18 protein-coding genes are annotated in these 16377 nt (G+C 54.8%); 9 read left to right on the forward strand and 9 right to left on the reverse strand.

What is annotated here, in order from left to right:
- Positions 1–103 precede the first annotated feature (103 nt).
- Together glnA and AC2FLG_RS09080 are read right to left on the reverse strand one after the other, a co-directional pair.
- Positions 104–1510 carry a type I glutamate--ammonia ligase gene (gene glnA, locus AC2FLG_RS09075; RefSeq protein ID WP_142633127.1) on the reverse strand — a complete coding sequence of 469 codons (1407 nt, stop codon included), beginning with the start codon at positions 1508–1510 and terminating at the stop codon, positions 104–106.
- Positions 1511–1545: 35 nt separating this feature from the next.
- Positions 1546–1884, reverse strand: coding sequence for a P-II family nitrogen regulator (locus tag AC2FLG_RS09080; protein WP_142633129.1), 339 nt, complete (start codon positions 1882–1884; stop codon positions 1546–1548).
- Positions 1885–2053: 169 nt separating this feature from the next.
- Between AC2FLG_RS09080 and AC2FLG_RS09085 the strand changes: the two genes are divergently transcribed.
- The 3 genes from AC2FLG_RS09085 (at position 2054) to tig (ending at position 6752) form a co-directional block, all read left to right on the forward strand.
- On the forward strand, positions 2054–3841 hold the full coding sequence (locus AC2FLG_RS09085; RefSeq protein WP_496705910.1) for an NAD(P)H-hydrate dehydratase: 1788 nt from the start codon (positions 2054–2056) through the stop codon (positions 3839–3841).
- 271 nt (positions 3842–4112) lie between these two features.
- On the forward strand, positions 4113–5237 hold the full coding sequence (locus AC2FLG_RS09090; protein WP_496705912.1) for a porin: 1125 nt from the start codon (positions 4113–4115) through the stop codon (positions 5235–5237).
- Positions 5238–5420: 183 nt separating this feature from the next.
- Positions 5421–6752 (forward strand): trigger factor, encoded by a 1332-nt coding sequence (gene tig / locus AC2FLG_RS09095; protein WP_271948081.1) that lies wholly within the window; start codon positions 5421–5423, stop codon positions 6750–6752.
- 99 nt (positions 6753–6851) lie between these two features.
- Here tig and AC2FLG_RS09100 read toward each other — a convergent pair whose 3' ends face one another.
- From AC2FLG_RS09100 to rpsF, 6 genes are all read right to left on the reverse strand, one after another.
- On the reverse strand, positions 6852–7709 hold the full coding sequence (locus AC2FLG_RS09100) for an acyl-homoserine-lactone synthase (protein ID WP_496705914.1): 858 nt from the start codon (positions 7707–7709) through the stop codon (positions 6852–6854).
- 96 nt (positions 7710–7805) lie between these two features.
- Positions 7806–8507, reverse strand: a complete 702-nt coding sequence (locus tag AC2FLG_RS09105) for a helix-turn-helix transcriptional regulator (protein ID WP_185956601.1) — start codon at positions 8505–8507, stop codon at positions 7806–7808.
- 191 nt (positions 8508–8698) lie between these two features.
- Positions 8699–9175 (reverse strand): transglycosylase SLT domain-containing protein, encoded by a 477-nt coding sequence (locus AC2FLG_RS09110; protein ID WP_281994455.1) that lies wholly within the window; start codon positions 9173–9175, stop codon positions 8699–8701.
- 152 nt (positions 9176–9327) lie between these two features.
- Positions 9328–9948, reverse strand: a complete 621-nt coding sequence (rplI, locus tag AC2FLG_RS09115; protein WP_142633139.1) for a 50S ribosomal protein L9 — start codon at positions 9946–9948, stop codon at positions 9328–9330.
- 12 nt (positions 9949–9960) lie between these two features.
- Positions 9961–10188: a 30S ribosomal protein S18 gene (gene rpsR / locus AC2FLG_RS09120; protein WP_005608650.1), complete on the reverse strand. Its 228-nt coding sequence runs from the start codon at positions 10186–10188 to the stop codon at positions 9961–9963.
- A 28-nt stretch (positions 10189–10216) separates the two neighbouring features.
- Positions 10217–10570: a 30S ribosomal protein S6 gene (rpsF, locus tag AC2FLG_RS09125; protein ID WP_142633142.1), complete on the reverse strand. Its 354-nt coding sequence runs from the start codon at positions 10568–10570 to the stop codon at positions 10217–10219.
- Between the two features lie 285 nt (positions 10571–10855).
- On the opposite strand from rpsF, the gene AC2FLG_RS09130 reads away from it, so the two are divergent.
- Positions 10856–11374, forward strand: a complete 519-nt coding sequence (locus AC2FLG_RS09130; RefSeq protein ID WP_496691047.1) for a hypothetical protein — start codon at positions 10856–10858, stop codon at positions 11372–11374.
- A gap of 126 nt (positions 11375–11500) precedes the next feature.
- Positions 11501–12073, forward strand: a complete 573-nt coding sequence (locus AC2FLG_RS09135) for a YceI family protein (protein ID WP_281971916.1) — start codon at positions 11501–11503, stop codon at positions 12071–12073.
- 58 nt (positions 12074–12131) lie between these two features.
- Here the strand turns inward: AC2FLG_RS09135 and AC2FLG_RS09140 are convergent, their stop codons facing one another.
- Positions 12132–13358 (reverse strand): cytochrome b/b6 domain-containing protein, encoded by a 1227-nt coding sequence (locus AC2FLG_RS09140; RefSeq protein WP_496705916.1) that lies wholly within the window; start codon positions 13356–13358, stop codon positions 12132–12134.
- A 171-nt stretch (positions 13359–13529) separates the two neighbouring features.
- On the opposite strand from AC2FLG_RS09140, the gene fabD reads away from it, so the two are divergent.
- The 4 genes from fabD to AC2FLG_RS09160 all read left to right on the forward strand — a co-directional run bounded on the left by fabD (position 13530) and on the right by AC2FLG_RS09160 (position 16354).
- On the forward strand, positions 13530–14468 hold the full coding sequence (gene fabD / locus AC2FLG_RS09145; RefSeq protein WP_496705917.1) for an ACP S-malonyltransferase: 939 nt from the start codon (positions 13530–13532) through the stop codon (positions 14466–14468).
- Between the two features lie 27 nt (positions 14469–14495).
- Positions 14496–15233, forward strand: coding sequence for a 3-oxoacyl-[acyl-carrier-protein] reductase (fabG, locus tag AC2FLG_RS09150; RefSeq protein ID WP_142633152.1), 738 nt, complete (start codon positions 14496–14498; stop codon positions 15231–15233).
- Positions 15234–15442: 209 nt separating this feature from the next.
- Positions 15443–15676, forward strand: coding sequence for an acyl carrier protein (locus tag AC2FLG_RS09155; RefSeq protein WP_005982462.1), 234 nt, complete (start codon positions 15443–15445; stop codon positions 15674–15676).
- A gap of 177 nt (positions 15677–15853) precedes the next feature.
- On the forward strand, positions 15854–16354 hold the full coding sequence (locus AC2FLG_RS09160; protein WP_342781993.1) for a GNAT family N-acetyltransferase: 501 nt from the start codon (positions 15854–15856) through the stop codon (positions 16352–16354).
- Positions 16355–16377: the final 23 nt, after the last annotated feature.

Raw genomic sequence — 16377 nt, forward strand, 5'->3', positions numbered from 1 at the left:
GATCTCTCCTAACCGGGGTAATGGCAAGTGTGAAAGATCGGGCCAAACGAAACAAGGGGCGCCCGATGGACGCCCCTATAGAGTTATCGTCGAAAATGCTGGATTAGCAGCTGTAATACATGCCGTATTCAACCGGATGCGGCGTGTGTTCGTAGGTTTCGACTTCGTCCATCTTCAGTGCGATGTAGCCGTCGATCTGGTCTTTAGTGAACACGTCGCCCTGCAGCAGGAAGTCGTGATCCGATGCCAGGGCTTCCAGAGCTTCACGCAGTGAACCGCAAACCGTCGGGATGTCGGCCAGCTCTTCGGCCGGCAGATCGTACAGGTTCTTGTCCATGGCTTCGCCCGGATCGATCTTGTTCTTGATGCCGTCCAGACCAGCCATCAGCAGCGCGGCAAACGCCAGGTAGGGGTTAGCGGCCGGATCAGGGAAGCGGGCTTCGACGCGCTTGGCTTTCGGGCTTTCGGTCCATGGAATACGGACACAACCCGAACGGTTACGAGCCGAGTAAGCACGCAGGACGGGGGCTTCAAATCCGGGGATCAGTCGCTTGTAGCTGTTGGTCGCCGGGTTGGTGAAGGCATTCAATGTCTTGGCGTGCTTCAGGATACCACCGATGAAGAACAGTGCCTCGTCCGACAGATCAGCATACTTGTCGCCAGCAAACAGAGGCTTGCCGTCCTTCCAGATCGACATGTTCACATGCATGCCGGTACCGTTGTCGCCTGCGATTGGCTTCGGCATGAAGGTCGCCGATTTGCCGTATGCATGCGCCACGTTGTGGATGATGTATTTGAACTTCTGCAGCTCATCTGCCTGTTTGGTCAGGCTGTCAAAGATCAGGCCCAGCTCGTGCTGGCACGACGCAACCTCGTGGTGATGCTTGTCGACCTTCATGCCCAGACGCTTCATGGTCGACAGCATTTCCGAACGCAGATCCTGGGCTTCGTCGATCGGGTTGACCGGGAAGTAACCGCCCTTAACCCCCGGGCGGTGGCCCATGTTGCCCATTTCGTATTCGGTGTCGGTGTTCCAGGATGCATCAGTTGCATCAACTTCGTAGGATACTTTGTTGATGCTGTTGGAAAAACGAACGTCGTCGAACAGGAAGAACTCGGCTTCAGGACCCATATAGGCCACGTCGCCGATACCGGTTGCTTTCAAGTAGGCTTCAGCTTTCTGGGCGGTGCCGCGCGGGTCACGCTCATAAGCTTCGCCGGTGTCGGGCTCGACAACTGAGCAATGCACGCAGATGGTTTTCTCTGCGTAGAACGGATCGACATAGGCGCTGTTGGTATCGACCATCAGTTTCATGTCCGAGGCTTCGATGGACTTCCAGCCAGCGATGGAAGAGCCATCGAACATGAAGCCTTCTTCGAGGAAGTCTTCATCTACCTGATCGGCCACCAGGGTGACGTGCTGCAGTTTGCCGCGCGGGTCAGTGAAGCGGACGTCGACATATTCGGCGCCTTCGTCCTTGATTAGCTGAAGAACTGCGTCCTTGCTCATTCTCTTGATTCCTCTGAATTGAAGATTTGGTCTTTTTACAGTGCGTCCGAACCGGTTTCGCCGGTACGGATGCGAATTGCTTGTTCGACGGGTGAGACAAAGATCTTGCCGTCGCCGATCTTGTCGGTTTTGGCGGCGGAAACGATGGCTTCGATGGCGGCATCGACCAGATCGTCGTCCAGCACAACCTCGACCTTCACCTTGGGCAGAAAGTCGACCACATATTCCGCGCCGCGGTAAAGTTCAGTGTGACCTTTCTGACGGCCAAACCCCTTGACCTCGATCACGCTGAGGCCCTGGACTCCGACGTCCTGCAGCGCCTCTTTCACTTCGTCCAGTTTGAACGGCTTGATGATCGCTTCGATCTTCTTCATACCGGGCTCCCTTTAACTCTTGTCAGGATGGCACTGACCACGTCTAAGATCGGGCGGCAATGTGAATGAGAAAATGGCGATGCCGGGTTGCATGGAAATTGGATGGCCGGTGAAATTTTGAACAGTTTGCACAAAAAATAGTCGAAATTGAATCGCGCGAGGGTTCAGCATGACAGACTTACTGACTGCAGCACAGATGCGGGCGATCGAACAAGCGGCCATTGAGTCCGGTGAGGTGACCGGTCTTGAGCTGATGGAACGGGCTGGGCAGGGTGTTGTCGAGGCGATTTTCGAGGAGTGGCCAGAGTTGGACAAGCGAGGGGCCAGCCCCTCGCGTTCCCTGACGTATCCGCGGCCAGATGAAGAGGATCCGTTGCGGGCAGTTGTCTTGTGTGGGCCAGGAAACAACGGTGGGGACGGGCTCGTCGTGGCCAGGCTTTTGCGGGAGCAAGGGTGGGAAATCGCGGTGTTTCTGTATGGCGACCTAGAGAAGCTGCCGCCGGATGCGCGGGTGAATTATGAGCGGTGGCTGGAGCTGGGGGAAGTTATACCTCTGACTGAAAAGGACATGCGCAAGGGTGGTTCTGCCGATCTTTACGTTGATGCTCTGTTTGGGACGGGGCTGAAGCGCGGCTTGGACGGAGAATTGTTCAAGGTCGTTCGGCATCTTTCTGGTGTGAACGGGGAGCACTATACCGACCGCCTGGTCAGCATAGATGCCCCATCCGGCTTGTGTTTGGACAGTGGGCGGGTGTTGCATCAAGAGCCATTGAACCTATGGCCTCGCGAATTTTTGGACGGTGTACCCGCAGAGATGCGAAACAAGGTAGCTCCTGCGGGCGGCGCGCGTGCTTTGCATGACCGTTTTGCTTGGTTGACAGTGTGTTTCGACAGCCCAAAGCCTGGGCATTTTCTGGCGCAAGGACCGGATTTGTGTGGCAAGCTTGTTGTGAAAGACATCGGTATTTCCACACAGCGTTGCCGCTTTAACGGTGAACCATACGACAGTGCGTTCACATTAGGTCCCAAGCCTTTTCGCAGGGCGAGCCGACCTGCTTTTCTAACCCTTGCCGAGGCACCTGGCCGCGTGAAGGACGAGCGAACATGGGTTGGGTTGCCGCTTTATCGCTTGCCCAAATTCAAACAACAACACAAGTATTCCCATGGACATGCGCTGATCCTGTCCGGTGGTTCTGGCAAGACCGGCGCGGCGCGATTGGCGGCGCGGGGTGCTTTGCGGATTGGGGCCGGGTTGGTGACATTGGGTGTTCCTCCGGCGGCACAGATGGAAGTTGCGGCGCAGGTAACCGCGATCATGTTGCAGCGGGTTGAAGATGATAATGCACTGTCGGAAACCCTTGAAGATGAGCGCTTGAATGCTTTGTGTCTTGGCCCCGGTTTAGGTCTGGAGCGAGCACGGCATTTGGTGCCTGTTGCCTTGGCCTCAAAACGAGCGACAGTTCTGGATGCGGGCGCACTGACGGCGTTTGCAGACGACCCGCTGACGTTGTTCGACATGCTGCATGACGGTTGCGTGTTGACCCCGCACGGGGGCGAGTTCGCGCGGCTGTTCCCGGATATCTCGGAAAAACTGAAAGCGGTTCCCATCAAGGGTCCGGCCTATTCCAAAGTGGACGCCACCCGAGAGGCTGCCAGGCGGGCAGGGTGCGTGGTTTTGTTCAAGGGACCCGATACCGTGATTGCGGAGCCGAACGGGCAATGCTCAGTGAATTCGGCCGTTTATGAACGTGCGGCGCCCTGGTTGGCGACAGCCGGGGCCGGGGACGTGTTGGCGGGGTTTATCACCGGGTTGCTGGCGCGGCGGTTCTCGTCCTTGCAGGCCGCGGAAACTGCGGCATGGCTGCATGTGGAATGTGCGCGATCCTTCGGGCCGGGGTTGATCGCCGAAGATTTGCCCGAACAGTTGCCACGGGTTTTGCGGGAAGTAGGTCCTTAATCGTCTCGGCGAAAATCCGCCGCTGCAGTATTCGATGTCCCAAAATGAGCGTATGATGAAATTCAGGTCAGGCGTCAGTATTGCGGCAAGCGATCTGGGTGACTTGGATGACATATATTCTATCGTTTTGAAGTAGATCAAATTAACACCCTTCAGCTGCGGTTATATTCGAACAAGATGCGCGAGCTGAATGGGCCCGAGACAGGGGATCATAGAGAAATCGCGCACAAGCGAGCAGTGCCCGTAAATAGATCCATTATGGTGAATGACTATGACCCAGAAAGTATCGATAAGCACGATTGCGACTTGCCTGACCGCTGCATCGGCCATCCCAGCAGCGGCGGAGCTTAGATATAACAACAACAGCGGCGGTTATGTTGAGCTGTATGGCCAGTTTAACCCTGTAATTGTCTCAGTTGACGACGGGGATGAGACGGAAACCCGTTTGCTGGACAATGATCTGTCCAACAGCCGTGTAGGGCTGTTTTTGATGCAACCCTACGGTAGCAATGAGTTTACCTTCCGTTTCGAATCCGGTCTGGGCCTGCCGAGCACGGGGAGCGCCAACCAGGAAGGGACAAATGCCGATGGTTGGAACCGTGAAGATATTCGGCACGTCGATTTTGCGTTGAAGGGTGGCTATGGTAAATTTTCTGCCGGGCAGGGTAGCATGGCCTCGGATGGAGCGGCCGAATCCGATCTATCCTATGTTGGCACGGCGCTCTATTCGTTCACCAATGATGAGAATGGCGCCTTCTTTTATCGTGAGTCTGATGGAATGCTAAGCGGCATTACCGTTGGTGACACATCTGATAACTTCGATGGTTCAAGGCGCGGGCGCATTCGCTATGACACGCCAGATTTCAACGGGTTTTCGGCAGCGATAGCCTATGGTCAGAACATCCTGTCCAGCAGCGATGACGATGATTACTACGATGTGTCGGTGTCCTATGGAAATACCTTATCCAACGGGGTGGAGATTGCTGCATCCCTTGCCTACGCCGTGCGCGATTACGATAGCGGATCCGGGGAGAGAAAAGACACAATCGGGTCCGCCTCGGTTCTGCTGCCCAGTGGTTTCAGCGTAACCGCAGCTTTGGGTACAAGAGATGACACTTCCAGCGGTGCCAGTGACCCGAATTATTGGTATGCGAAGCTTGCGTATGAAGACGATTGGGTGTCATGGGGTAAGACTGGTATCGGCATCGACTATTTCGACGGATCTGATTTCTCGATCGACGGCTCAAGTACGAAGGCCTGGGGTATTGCTGTCGTACAGCGCATCGACAGTATCAATACCGATGCCTACTTGAAATACCGTAACCATGATTTCGATGACACCACGAGTTTCGATGACAACGAGGCTTGGGTGCTGGGTGCGCGCTGGAAGTTCTGATCCCGCGAACAATTCCTCAAGAACGCTCCGGCCAGGTCCGGGGCGTTTTTTTGGTCAAATCGGCGGCAAAACAAGGCTGATCCGGGCTTTGCCCCTTGCACGCGGGCGGCTGGGCAAATAGAAGGCCTCAAATTTGCCCGGCGCGCCGTTTTGCGCGCCCCGAATCCTATGGGGACTACCATAATGCAGGTTACCGAGACGCTGAACGAAGGTCTGAAACGCGGCTATAACATTGTCGTATCCGCAGCTGAGCTGGACGACAAAGTTAACGAGAAACTGGTCGAAGCACAGCCTGAAGTCGAGATGAAGGGCTTCCGCAAAGGCAAGGTACCGATGGCACTGTTGAAAAAGCAGTTCGGTCAGCGTCTGCTTGGCGAGGCGATGCAAGAAAGCATCGACGGTGCAATGAACCAGCATTTCGAAGACAGCGGTGAGCGTCCGGCACTTCAGCCTCAGGTGAAGATGACCAATGAGGATTGGAAAGAAGGCGACGACGTACATGTCGAGATGTCTTATGAGGCCCTGCCTGCCATCCCTGAGGTCGACCTGAAATCGGTTGAATTGGAAAAGCTGGTTGTCAAAGCCGATGACGCGGCCGTTGAAGAAGCGCTGGGCAACCTGGCCGAAACTGCGCAGGATTTCAAATCCCGCCGCAAAGGCTCGAAAGCCAAGGACGGCGACCAGATTGTGTTCGATTTTGTCGGCAAGGTTGATGGCGAAGAGTTCGAGGGCGGATCCGCTGAAGACTATCCGCTGGTTCTGGGTTCCAACAGCTTCATCCCCGGTTTTGAAGAGCAGCTGGTTGGCGTAAAGGCCGAGGAAGAAAAAGACGTAAACGTCACCTTCCCCGAAGAGTACGGTGCCGAGCATCTGGCCGGCAAAGACGCTGTGTTTACCTGCACCGTCAAGGATGTGAAAGAACCCGTCGCCGCCGAGATCAACGACGAGCTGGCCACCAAATTTGGTGCAGAAGACTTGGAAGCGCTGAAAGGCCAGATTTCAGAACGTCTGGAAGCGGAATATAGCGGTGCTTCGCGGGCGGTTATGAAGCGTGCTCTGTTGGACGCATTGGACGTGAAGGTTTCGTTTGATCTGCCACCGTCGCTGGTAGATGCCGAGGCCAAGCAGATCGCACACCAGCTGTGGCACGAAGAAAACCCGGAAGTGGAAGGCCACGACCACGATGAGATCGAGCCGACCGACGAGCACAACAAGCTGGCCGAACGCCGCGTGCGTCTTGGCCTGTTGCTGGCCGAGCTGGGCCAGAAGGCAGAAGTTGAAGTCACCGATGCCGAGATGACCCAAGCGATCATGAACCAAGCGCGCCAATACCCTGGTCAGGAACGCCAGTTCTTTGAGTTCGTGCAGCAGAACGCTCAGATGCAGCAGCAACTGCGCGCGCCGATCTTCGAAGACAAAGTCATCGACTATATCGTCGAGCTGGCCCAGGTTGCGGATAAAGAAGTCAGCAAAGACGACCTGCAGAAAGCCGTAGAGGCATTGGAAGAGGAGTAATCCTTTTCTGCCCATAGAAATCTTATGGGCACAAAAAAAACGGAGCCGTCTGAAAAAGACGGCTCCGTGTGGGTGGCTTTATGCTATGAGGTGAGGGGGTCAGGCCTCATGAGCAAAAGCACGGGGGGTCCTTAGCAGAGCAGTTTTCTGCTCTGGGGTGAACCGATCCGAAACTGCTTCGATCAGGTTCAATACAGCTTCGACTTCGGCTTTTGTGGTTGCCGAATTCATCTGTTCGACAAAGTATTTTTCCATCTGGCTTAGTGGTTGGTGGTCGTAATTCGCCACACCTGTATCTGCCGGTGTTTTGTTTCTGGCATACAGATCTATTGCCTGCTCGTCCGTCAGGAATACATCGTGAGCGATGTTCGCATATTCCCGAATTCCGGAAATTCTCTCATCTGAGCAGTCCATCAAAGCGGCCATGGCGACGACTTTACCCATGGGCTTAGCACTACCGAGGTAGTCATAAGGCGCGTTACCGGACCTTTGCAGAACGCGGTTCATAACTGGATCAATCACCGCGATCGAGTCAAGAACGCCAGCCGCTTTGGCATATTCGAAAGAGCCAATCATAACTTCGCTGGTCACATAGGATACAGAATTTTCACCGCGCCCTCGGCCCAGTTTTTTAGTATCGACACAGAACCGGGTGGCTTCCCAGACTTGCGAGCTCCGAATTGGAGGTTCTCCATCCAGGATCGAATGGAAAACATCGGACAGCATATGCGGTCCTTTGGTTTGCAGTAGTCTCATGCACCCGACAACGTCCCCCTCGTCGTCGATGCTGACTACATGTGCTGGATGCAGATCATCGAAGTGGTCGCGCTCGCGCCCATCCTCAATATTGACCTCCCAACCAAGGCGATCGCCGAAAACACGAGCGCGCAGTTTGAACATGTCATCCAAGACATCTTTGAACTTATGTTGATTAATACCATCAATAACGATGATCATTTCCATCCCCCTACAGTCTGGTTACCGTAGGGATTAGGTTAACCAAGAAATAAGCGCAGACTATTAGGGATTTCCCGTAGAAGTGCTTTTTTTTGATTAACCAGGGGCAATTAGGCCCAGGCCGATCGCACGACCAATAGCCTGTGAGGTGGTCAGTGCGCCCAACTTTTCACGCCCGGACCGCATATGAACTTCGACGGTACGGTGTGAAATGGACAAAATATCACCGATATCTTGTTGCGACTTTCCGTCAGCTACCCATTGGAGGATTTCCTGTTCGCGTGTGGACAGCGTGGGCAGGTAAAGAGCTTTGGCCAGCAAGCCGGATTGCATAACAGTATCGTGGGCTTGAACGGCAGCAAGTTGCAGATCACCCATGACATGTTTCTTTAGCTTATCCCATTCGGAATCCGAACAGTCCCGGGTAACGTTTAACAGTCCGCATTCACCATAAGGTCCTCGAACAGGAACTGTTAACCCTCTGGAACTAATGCCAAAATCATGGGCGTCACGAAATACCGCGTTGAACTTCTCGTCCTGATCAAAGCGTCCCCAATCAACGGGTGCAATGCTTAGGACAGATTGATAAAGCGTCGGATCGAAGTGATGAAAGCCCTGGCTGCCATAGTGGATTTTCCACTCATCTGGATAGTTTGCATAGCCCTGCACATCACCTTTCACAGGGTTAAAGGTGGCATAAGACGCATAGTCGAAGCCAAGCTCTTCGCAGACGGCGTTTATAACGTCAGCGGCCGACTTCTCTGTGTGGTCGACCGCGGCCAAATCTATAAGTTTCACCTGTCCAACCCTTGTGGCGGCATATCTCTCCCCCAAGACATGCCAGACTTGTCCTTAGGGGTATACGTTGCGTCAACCACAGGGCATTGTGCAAGCAAATTGTTCGCCTTGTGTAGTCATATTGCGATGTAATGGCAACAGAATGGTCCGAAACAGCAAGTCTCAGATGATTCGTTTCGGGGTAAATCCGGTTATTCCGGACGTAGCCCTGTTTCGACCAGCATCCCACGTGCCTTTGCTTCGGGATAGAACCCTTTTGCGTAAAGGAATATGGCGCGTTGCTGGTCCCCGTCGGACAATAGCCAAGCGCCCCGCAGATATTTCCCGGCAAATTCGAGATTTGTGTCTGCATCCAAAAGGCCTTTGGCGTTTCCAGTATACCCCATTGAACGAGCTGTGGCCGGCAGGATTTGCAGCAAGCCATAATAGGGCCGATTCACAGCCCAAGGTCGGTGAGTGCTTTCGCGAATTGCTAGCTTGTGCACCAGTTCGCGCGGCACTTCGTAGTGGTCGGCCCATTTGTTTATGGAGGCCCGCAGTTCCGGTGTTTCGTTGGGATAGAGCGGAGGATCAAACGTGTTCTGGGTTGGGGTATCGGGCCCTCCGCACGCCGCAAAGGGTGCAATTATCAATAATGCCAATACACTGCGGCGCAGAAGAAATGTCATTGATCGTCTCCGAATAGTTATTATGCGATGATAGGAAACCTATTGATGACCGCAAGCAAAGGCCGGGGCCCAAGCTGGATTTCGCCGGGCGGAGGCATAAAAAAGGCCGCACAGATCGTGCGGCCTTTCTTGTTCAATTCGAAACCCGAGGATCAGGCTTTGGCTTCGTCTTCTTCGGCCGAAGCATCCTGAGCAACCAGATCGTCGTCGTCGGAAGCGGCGGAACCGATATCGTCGAACAGCTCGGCGATTTCGAATTCTGCGGCGGCTTCTTCTTCGGCGGCCAGTTCCTGAATCGATTTGCCCGATGCCTGTAGTTCGGCTTCTTCTTGCGAACGGGCAACGTTCATTTCGATTTTCACTTCAACCTCGGGGTGCAGTTTAACTGCGACTGTGTGCAGACCCAGGTCCTTGATCGGTGCGATCAAGGCAATCTGCTTCTTGTCGACGGTGAAACCTGCTTCGGTAGCGGCGTCTGCGGCGTCACGCGGGGTGACCGATCCGTACAGTGCGCCGGCATCCGAGGCCGAGCGAATCACGATGAATTGCTGTCCGTCCAGCTTTTCAGCCAGCGCTTCAGATTCTTTCTTGGATTCCAGGTTGCGGGCTTCAAGCTGCGCTTTCTGGGCTTCGAACGACGCGATGTTGGCGTCCGATGCGCTCAGCGCTTTGCCCTGAGGCAACAGGAAGTTGCGGGCATAACCGGACTTGACGTCAACGACGTCGCCCATCTGACCCAGTTTCGCAACGCGTTCCAGCAGGATAACTTGCATGTCAGTATCTCCTTACTTAACGGCGTAGGGCAGCAGGGCGAGGAAGCGGGCGCGCTTGATAGCACGGGCCAGTTCACGCTGCTTTTTCGCCGAAACGGCGGTGATGCGCGAAGGTACAATCTTGCCACGCTCAGAGATGTAACGCTGCAGCAGACGAGTGTCTTTATAGTCGATCTTCGGCGCGTTCTCACCCGAGAACGGGCAGACCTTGCGGCGGCGGAAAAATGGTTTTGCGGCCATGGTTTAGTGTCCTTTCTTCAGGCGTTAATCAACGGCGCTCGCGGCGGCCTTCGCGCTCGTCGCGCTTCTGCATCTGGACCGAAGGGCCCTCGTTGTGCTCGTCGACCTTGATGGTCAGAACGCGCATAACGTCGTCATGCAGGCGCATCAGGCGTTCCATTTCCTGAACGGCGCCAGCGGGAGCGTCGGTCTTGAGGAAGGAATAGTGACCCTTGCGGTTCTTGTTGATCTTGTAGGCCATCGTCTTGACACCCCAGTACTCGCTGTCGATGACGTTGCCGCCATTGTCAGCCAGAACGGTGCCGAAATGTTCGACGAGGCTTTCTGCCTGCGCGTTGGACAAATCCTGACGCGCGATCATTACATGCTCATATAGTGGCATGTGCACTCCTGTTTCTATCAAGGCGCATTTCATAGGCGGGGCCGTTTCGTCCTTCGCGACCCTGCCACGAGAGGCTGCGCGATTCATGTCGTTTGCGAAGGATGGCCCGATATACACGTTTGTACGCTGGGGGCAAGGCCTGCCACAGATGCCTTTGTGAAGTCGCGCTATTTCCTCTGCGCTGCCCAATTCCTGACGCTTTTCGGCTCAAAGTTGTTTTGTATACCGGAAATTAACCGGACTGACAAAAGTTGGAACGGCAACCTGAGAAACAGGGTACTGAAAATGACCGCGATTAACACAAATACCTTCGAGAAATCCGCCACAGGCGTAAGTTTTGAAAAGTCAGTGCCGGTGCTCATTAGCTTTGCACCAAATTGGAAAGCTCGGATGGTTCTGGCCCGTCTGGCCGGTGCGCTACTGATAGTTTCTGCCTTTTCCATGTGGTTGATGCCCAGCACGGCAATGGCCGCCGAAGTCTGGCCGATCAAATTGGCGGCCTCGCTGATGTTCCTTCTGGTAGGTGTCAGCCTTCTGACTATCGAAGTTCTGGACGCGCGTCCTGATGCGTATTTTGACCCGATCCGCCGCGAGGTCCGGGTATTGCAAAAGAATGAAAATGGCCGCCCGCAGACAGTTTTGCGCCGGAGCTATGACAGCCTGGGTGGTGCCCGTTTCATTGAAGACCAGATCGAGTTGTTCGATGTGGATGGCAGCCTGTTGATGAAATTGCCGCTTGAATCGGCGGATGTCAGCCGAGCGCTCAAAGGTCAACTTAGCGGAAGTGTAACAATTTTCGCCTGAGTTTTATTCTGTTCAATTAAGAACAGATATTGTGAAATAATATTACTTGTGTGCTGCCCTAGGGCAGCACATTTTCGTTGTCGAGCAACCCAAGAGGTTTGCATCTACAAAATTGCGGAGATTATCATGAAATCCACCCTTCTTGCAGCAGCGCTCGCGGTTTCGGCCACAACGGCATTTGCCGGCGCCGAAAAATACGTTCTGGACTCAAGCCACAGCCAAGTTCTTTTCAGCTATAACCACCTTGGCTTCTCGACCACCCATGGCATGTTCTCGGGGTTTGAAGGCGAGATCATGTTCGATCAGGAAAACCCGGCTGCATCCAGTGTTACAGTATCCATGCCAGTGGTCGAGATGATTACCGGTTGGAAGCCACGTGAAGACCACTTTATGTCCGAGGATTTCTTTGGTGTGACCGAAGGAGAAATGGTGACCTTTACTTCTACTGGTATCGAAGTCACGGGCGAAAACACTGCCAACATCACTGGCGATCTGACTATGAACGGTGTGACCAAATCGGTTGTTCTGGATGCCAAGCTGAACCAGGTGGGTGAACATCCTATGGCAGGAAAGCCCTGGGCCGGTTTCGACGCCACCACCACCTTGGTGCGTAGTGAGTTCGACCTTGGTCAGTTTGCGCCATTCGTAAGCGACGAAGTTGAACTTCAGATTTCAGTCGAAGCCCAGAAGGCCGACTAATACCATTACAACGAGTTGAAACGAGGCCGCCGGAGTAACCCTTCGGCGGCCCATTTTCTTAGTTGCCACGTTTTGCTGTAAGATCAACTGATACTGTAACAGCAAAACCCAGCGAATCCTCGGTCGACTGCGAAGTGCCGATGTCGAAATCCAGCCGGTTCAGTTCAAGCTGTCCTGAAATAGCTGCGCTGTCACCCTGAAGGTCGAGGGTAAATGGCAACACTACGTCCACACTCTTGTCGCGAATGGTCAACGCGCCGCGCGCTTCGAACCCGTCCTCAGTTTTGAAGAGATCAGCTTTGAATTGAGCGGTTGGAAATTGCGCACTGTTGAAGAAATCAGCACCCATTGCCTGATCTGTGACTGTCCCGAGCTTGAGCGACGGTATCGCGATTGTGACATCTGCTGATCCGGCTAAGCCCGGCGTGGGCGGATCTTCGAATGCGATTGCAGCGGTCCAATCGGAAAAGCTGCCGGTTACCGGGCTGCCCAGTTGGGTGATGGTAATGCTTAGATTGCCTTCCTGGACGTTCCAGTCGGACTGTACCTGGGTCAGTTCTGCGACCTCTGTGCCAGCTGTAGATTGGTGGTCAAACGCGCCGATTGACCATCCTCCGACCAGAACGGCACCCCAAATGGCCAAAGAGGCCAATGCGGGGGTCATTGAATGGCTTTGCTCTGGCGGTTCCGGTGCATCCGAGGCGCCCGGCATCATTCGGCGCAGCGTGCTGTCTTTATCGATAATGTGGTGTTTTAGCGCCCCGGCGACGTGCAGCGCGACTGAACCGGCCAGTGTCCAGACGAACAGCCAATGCAGGCTTCCGGTCAGCTCTGCCAGATACTCGGATTTTGGTACAAGGGGTAGGCCCTGTCCGAAGGGCCACAAAATCGGAGCGAAACCTTCGGCGGCAGCGTGATGGGTCCACCCGGTTAGTGGGGCCAGAACCAAAGATGCGTAAAGCAGCCAATGCACGGTTTCAGCTGCAAAGGCCTCGGGCTTGTTCTCGGCGTTCAATAGACCGGGTTTGGTCTGCGCTATCGCCCACATGATACGCGCGAGCGCGACAAAGAAAACAGTGACCCCGACGGTTTTATGGAGAGAAAAAAGGCTGGCGGCGCGTGCAATGTCATCTTCGGTTGTGGCTATGGCCGGATCATAAATCGCATGGGCCAATCCGTTGGCGACCCACCCCAGAGGGAATGCGGTGAAGATAAGTAACGCTGTCAGCCAGTGAAAAGTCTTGGTTACGCTTCCATAGCTTGAGAAGGTGTTTGACGAAGGCATCTGAGGCTCCGGAAGGTGGATCGTATGCAACAACCTACCGCTACAAGCCTAGGACACAATAGCAAGGGATGCACAGAGCCGGTGCCAAAGTGCAGAGATCAGGCAAAGCTTGTGCCGCGCGGTCTGTCGGTTTACACCCCGCGGCAACCTAACGTCATCCAAGAGGTTGCAATGACACGCGCATTTGTTTTCCCGGGGCAAGGTGCCCAGACTATCGGTATGGGCAAGGCTCTGGCCGAGGCCTATCCGGCTGCACAGGCTGTATTCGACGAGGTGGACGAGGCGCTTGGGGAAAAGCTGAGCGATCTGATCTGGGAAGGTGATATTGCGGACCTGACCCTAACCCAGAACGCGCAGCCAGCGCTAATGGCGACCTCGATGGCTGCGATGCGAGCCCTGGAGGCCAATGGGATTTCGATTGCGGATGCTGGTTTTGTCGCTGGGCATTCGCTGGGGGAGTACTCCGCGCTCGCTGCGGCAGGGGCATTGTCGGTCGCTGATACGGCACGCCTTTTGCGCACCCGCGGGCAAGCGATGCAGAGTGCGGTTCCCGTTGGAGAGGGCGCAATGGCCGCTATTCTTGGATTGGATCTTGATGCTGTGCGCACTGTTGCAGACCAAGCTGCGCAGGGTCAAGTTTGTCAGGCTGCCAATGACAATGATCCCACACAAGTCGTGGTATCAGGCGCAAAGGCTGCTGTGGAACGCGCCGCAGAAATCGCCAAAGAAAAAGGCGCCAAGCGCGCGGTCATGTTGCCCGTCAGCGCACCTTTCCACTGTGCATTGATGCAACCTGCCGCTGATGTCATGGCCGAAGCCCTGGCAAATGTCGAAATCAAAGCTCCTGCCGTGCCATTGGTTGCCAATGTGCGGGCCGAGGCTGTCACAGATCCCGATCTGATCCGTGGGTTGCTGATCGAGCAGGTCACAGGTTCGGTTCGCTGGCGCGAAAGCGTACTGTACATGGTTGCGCAAGGCGTGAGTGAAACTTGGGAAATCGGGGCGGGCAAAGCTCTGTCCGGTATGATTCGCAAAATTGACCGTGCGATCGTTGGTAAAGCTGTCGGTACGCCTGATGACGTGCAGAATGTGACACAGGCCGAATCGTAAGACACCGAGCATCAAGAGGAAAACCGAATGTTTGATTTGACAGGTAAGAATGCACTGATCACCGGTGCATCGGGCGGGATCGGTGGCGAAATTGCGCGAAGTTTGCATGCGGCCGGTGCAACTGTGGCTTTGTCTGGAACGCGAGTTGAGCCGCTACAGGCTCTGGCCGACGAATTGGGTGAACGCGCCCATGTTCTGCCCTGCAACCTGAGTGATGCCGAGGCGGTGACAGCCCTTCCGAAGCAGGCTGCTGAGGCAATGGGATCGGTTGATATTCTGGTGAATAATGCAGGGATCACGCGAGACAATCTGTTCATGCGCATGTCCGATGAAGAATGGCAGAGCGTGATCGACGTCAACCTGACATCTACTGCCCGTCTGTGCAAAGGCGTTTTGAGGGGCATGATGAAAGCGCGCTGGGGCCGGATCATTAATATCTCATCGGTGGTGGGTGCGACAGGGAACCCGGGACAGGCCAACTATGCTGCATCCAAAGCAGGCATGGTGGGCATGACCAAATCGTTGGCCTATGAGGTTGCCAGCCGTGGAATCACCGCCAATGCGGTGGCACCCGGTTTCATTACGACTGCGATGACCGACAAACTGACCGAGGATCAGAAATCTGGGATTTTGACGCAGGTTCCTGCCGGTCGTATGGGTGACCCCTCGGAAATTGCTGCGGCTGTGCTGTATCTTGCAAGTGCCGAAGCCGGATATGTTACCGGAACCACCTTGCATGTGAACGGCGGTATGGCCATGTTGTGAGCGCGGATCGAGGTGGGCGCGAAAGCGTTTGCCTCGGGCGTTGTCTGTGTTATAGGCGGCGCACATATGCAGGGGCTGGCCGGATGGTCAACCTTCTACTTACCCGGTAATCGGGGACCTAAACCGCCCAGAACGGGCACATCAAGGCCAGCCTGAGCGGGCAAGGGCAGAACCGGGCACTATGCCCTGAAATGAAATGAGGAATAGACATGAGCGACGTCGCAGATCGCGTTAAAAAGATCGTTGTTGAGCACTTGGGTGTTGAAGAAGATAAAGTGACCGAAAACGCGTCCTTCATCGACGATCTGGGTGCAGACAGCCTGGACACTGTTGAGCTGGTTATGGCCTTCGAAGAAGAGTTCGGCATCGAGATTCCTGATGACGCAGCCGAAACCATCCAAACTTTTGGCGACGCCGTCAAATTCATCTCTGAAGCGTCTTAAGACCTTCTTTATCCGCTAAAACGGCGCTTCCGGGCAACGGAGGCGCCGTTTTTTTTGCCCAGCCGGAATTCGCGCTTGCCAGATAGCTATTGACCCGCAACCATTTACGCGAGGCAGGAAATTCTGAGCGGGCAGGGCATGCTACGATCCACCCCGATGATAAATACGGCACGTCTGATGCTTTGCGCTATGCGTCCCGACGACTTTAGTCGTTACGCTGAGATTTGGCGGAACCCTTGTGTTGTGCGCCATCTTGGCCGGGAACCGCTATCGCGGGGCGAAGCGTGGGAATCCTTTCTGAGGAATGCCGGCCACTGGCAGATGGCCGGTTTTGGCCAATGGGCCGTCTTTCGACAGTCGAATCGTCAGATGATAGGTCAAGCTGGCTTTTTCTATCGTAACCGAGGGTTAGGCGACGACTTCGACAGCTTTCCCGAGGCCGGATGGCTATTGGCACCAGAAGCCCAGGGGCAGGGATTTGGTCTTGAAGCGGCTCAGGCCGCACATGACTGGTTTGACAGAATAATGCCTGGACCACTGGTTTCCCTGATTGATGCTGAAAACCACGCGTCGCAGAATCTGGCGGCAAAGCTGGGTTATGAGCTGATGGCCGAGCGCGACTATATGGGAAGTCAGGTGAACCTGCTGAAAAGAAACGGGCCGCCCAAACTGGCTTAACCTTTCTCTTTGATCGTGCCGCA

This window comes from Ruegeria sp. CDSA193 (genome assembly GCF_059611885.1).

What these genes read in the sequence shown, in the direction of transcription:
- glnA (WP_142633127.1), bottom strand. Translation starts at nt 1,510, where the DNA reads ATGAGCAAGGACGCAGTTCTTCAGCTAATCAAGGACGAAGGCGCCGAA.
- AC2FLG_RS09080 (WP_142633129.1), bottom strand. Translation starts at nt 1,884, where the DNA reads ATGAAGAAGATCGAAGCGATCATCAAGCCGTTCAAACTGGACGAAGTG.
- AC2FLG_RS09085 (WP_496705910.1), top strand. Translation starts at nt 2,054, where the DNA reads ATGACAGACTTACTGACTGCAGCACAGATGCGGGCGATCGAACAAGCG.
- AC2FLG_RS09090 (WP_496705912.1), top strand. Translation starts at nt 4,113, where the DNA reads ATGACCCAGAAAGTATCGATAAGCACGATTGCGACTTGCCTGACCGCT.
- tig (WP_271948081.1), top strand. Translation starts at nt 5,421, where the DNA reads ATGCAGGTTACCGAGACGCTGAACGAAGGTCTGAAACGCGGCTATAAC.
- AC2FLG_RS09100 (WP_496705914.1), bottom strand. Translation starts at nt 7,709, where the DNA reads ATGATCATCGTTATTGATGGTATTAATCAACATAAGTTCAAAGATGTC.
- AC2FLG_RS09110 (WP_281994455.1), bottom strand. Translation starts at nt 9,175, where the DNA reads ATGACATTTCTTCTGCGCCGCAGTGTATTGGCATTATTGATAATTGCA.
- rplI (WP_142633139.1), bottom strand. Translation starts at nt 9,948, where the DNA reads ATGCAAGTTATCCTGCTGGAACGCGTTGCGAAACTGGGTCAGATGGGC.
- rpsR (WP_005608650.1), bottom strand. Translation starts at nt 10,188, where the DNA reads ATGGCCGCAAAACCATTTTTCCGCCGCCGCAAGGTCTGCCCGTTCTCG.
- rpsF (WP_142633142.1), bottom strand. Translation starts at nt 10,570, where the DNA reads ATGCCACTATATGAGCATGTAATGATCGCGCGTCAGGATTTGTCCAAC.
- AC2FLG_RS09130 (WP_496691047.1), top strand. Translation starts at nt 10,856, where the DNA reads ATGACCGCGATTAACACAAATACCTTCGAGAAATCCGCCACAGGCGTA.
- AC2FLG_RS09135 (WP_281971916.1), top strand. Translation starts at nt 11,501, where the DNA reads ATGAAATCCACCCTTCTTGCAGCAGCGCTCGCGGTTTCGGCCACAACG.
- AC2FLG_RS09140 (WP_496705916.1), bottom strand. Translation starts at nt 13,358, where the DNA reads ATGCCTTCGTCAAACACCTTCTCAAGCTATGGAAGCGTAACCAAGACT.
- fabD (WP_496705917.1), top strand. Translation starts at nt 13,530, where the DNA reads ATGACACGCGCATTTGTTTTCCCGGGGCAAGGTGCCCAGACTATCGGT.
- fabG (WP_142633152.1), top strand. Translation starts at nt 14,496, where the DNA reads ATGTTTGATTTGACAGGTAAGAATGCACTGATCACCGGTGCATCGGGC.
- AC2FLG_RS09155 (WP_005982462.1), top strand. Translation starts at nt 15,443, where the DNA reads ATGAGCGACGTCGCAGATCGCGTTAAAAAGATCGTTGTTGAGCACTTG.
- AC2FLG_RS09160 (WP_342781993.1), top strand. Translation starts at nt 15,854, where the DNA reads ATGCTTTGCGCTATGCGTCCCGACGACTTTAGTCGTTACGCTGAGATT.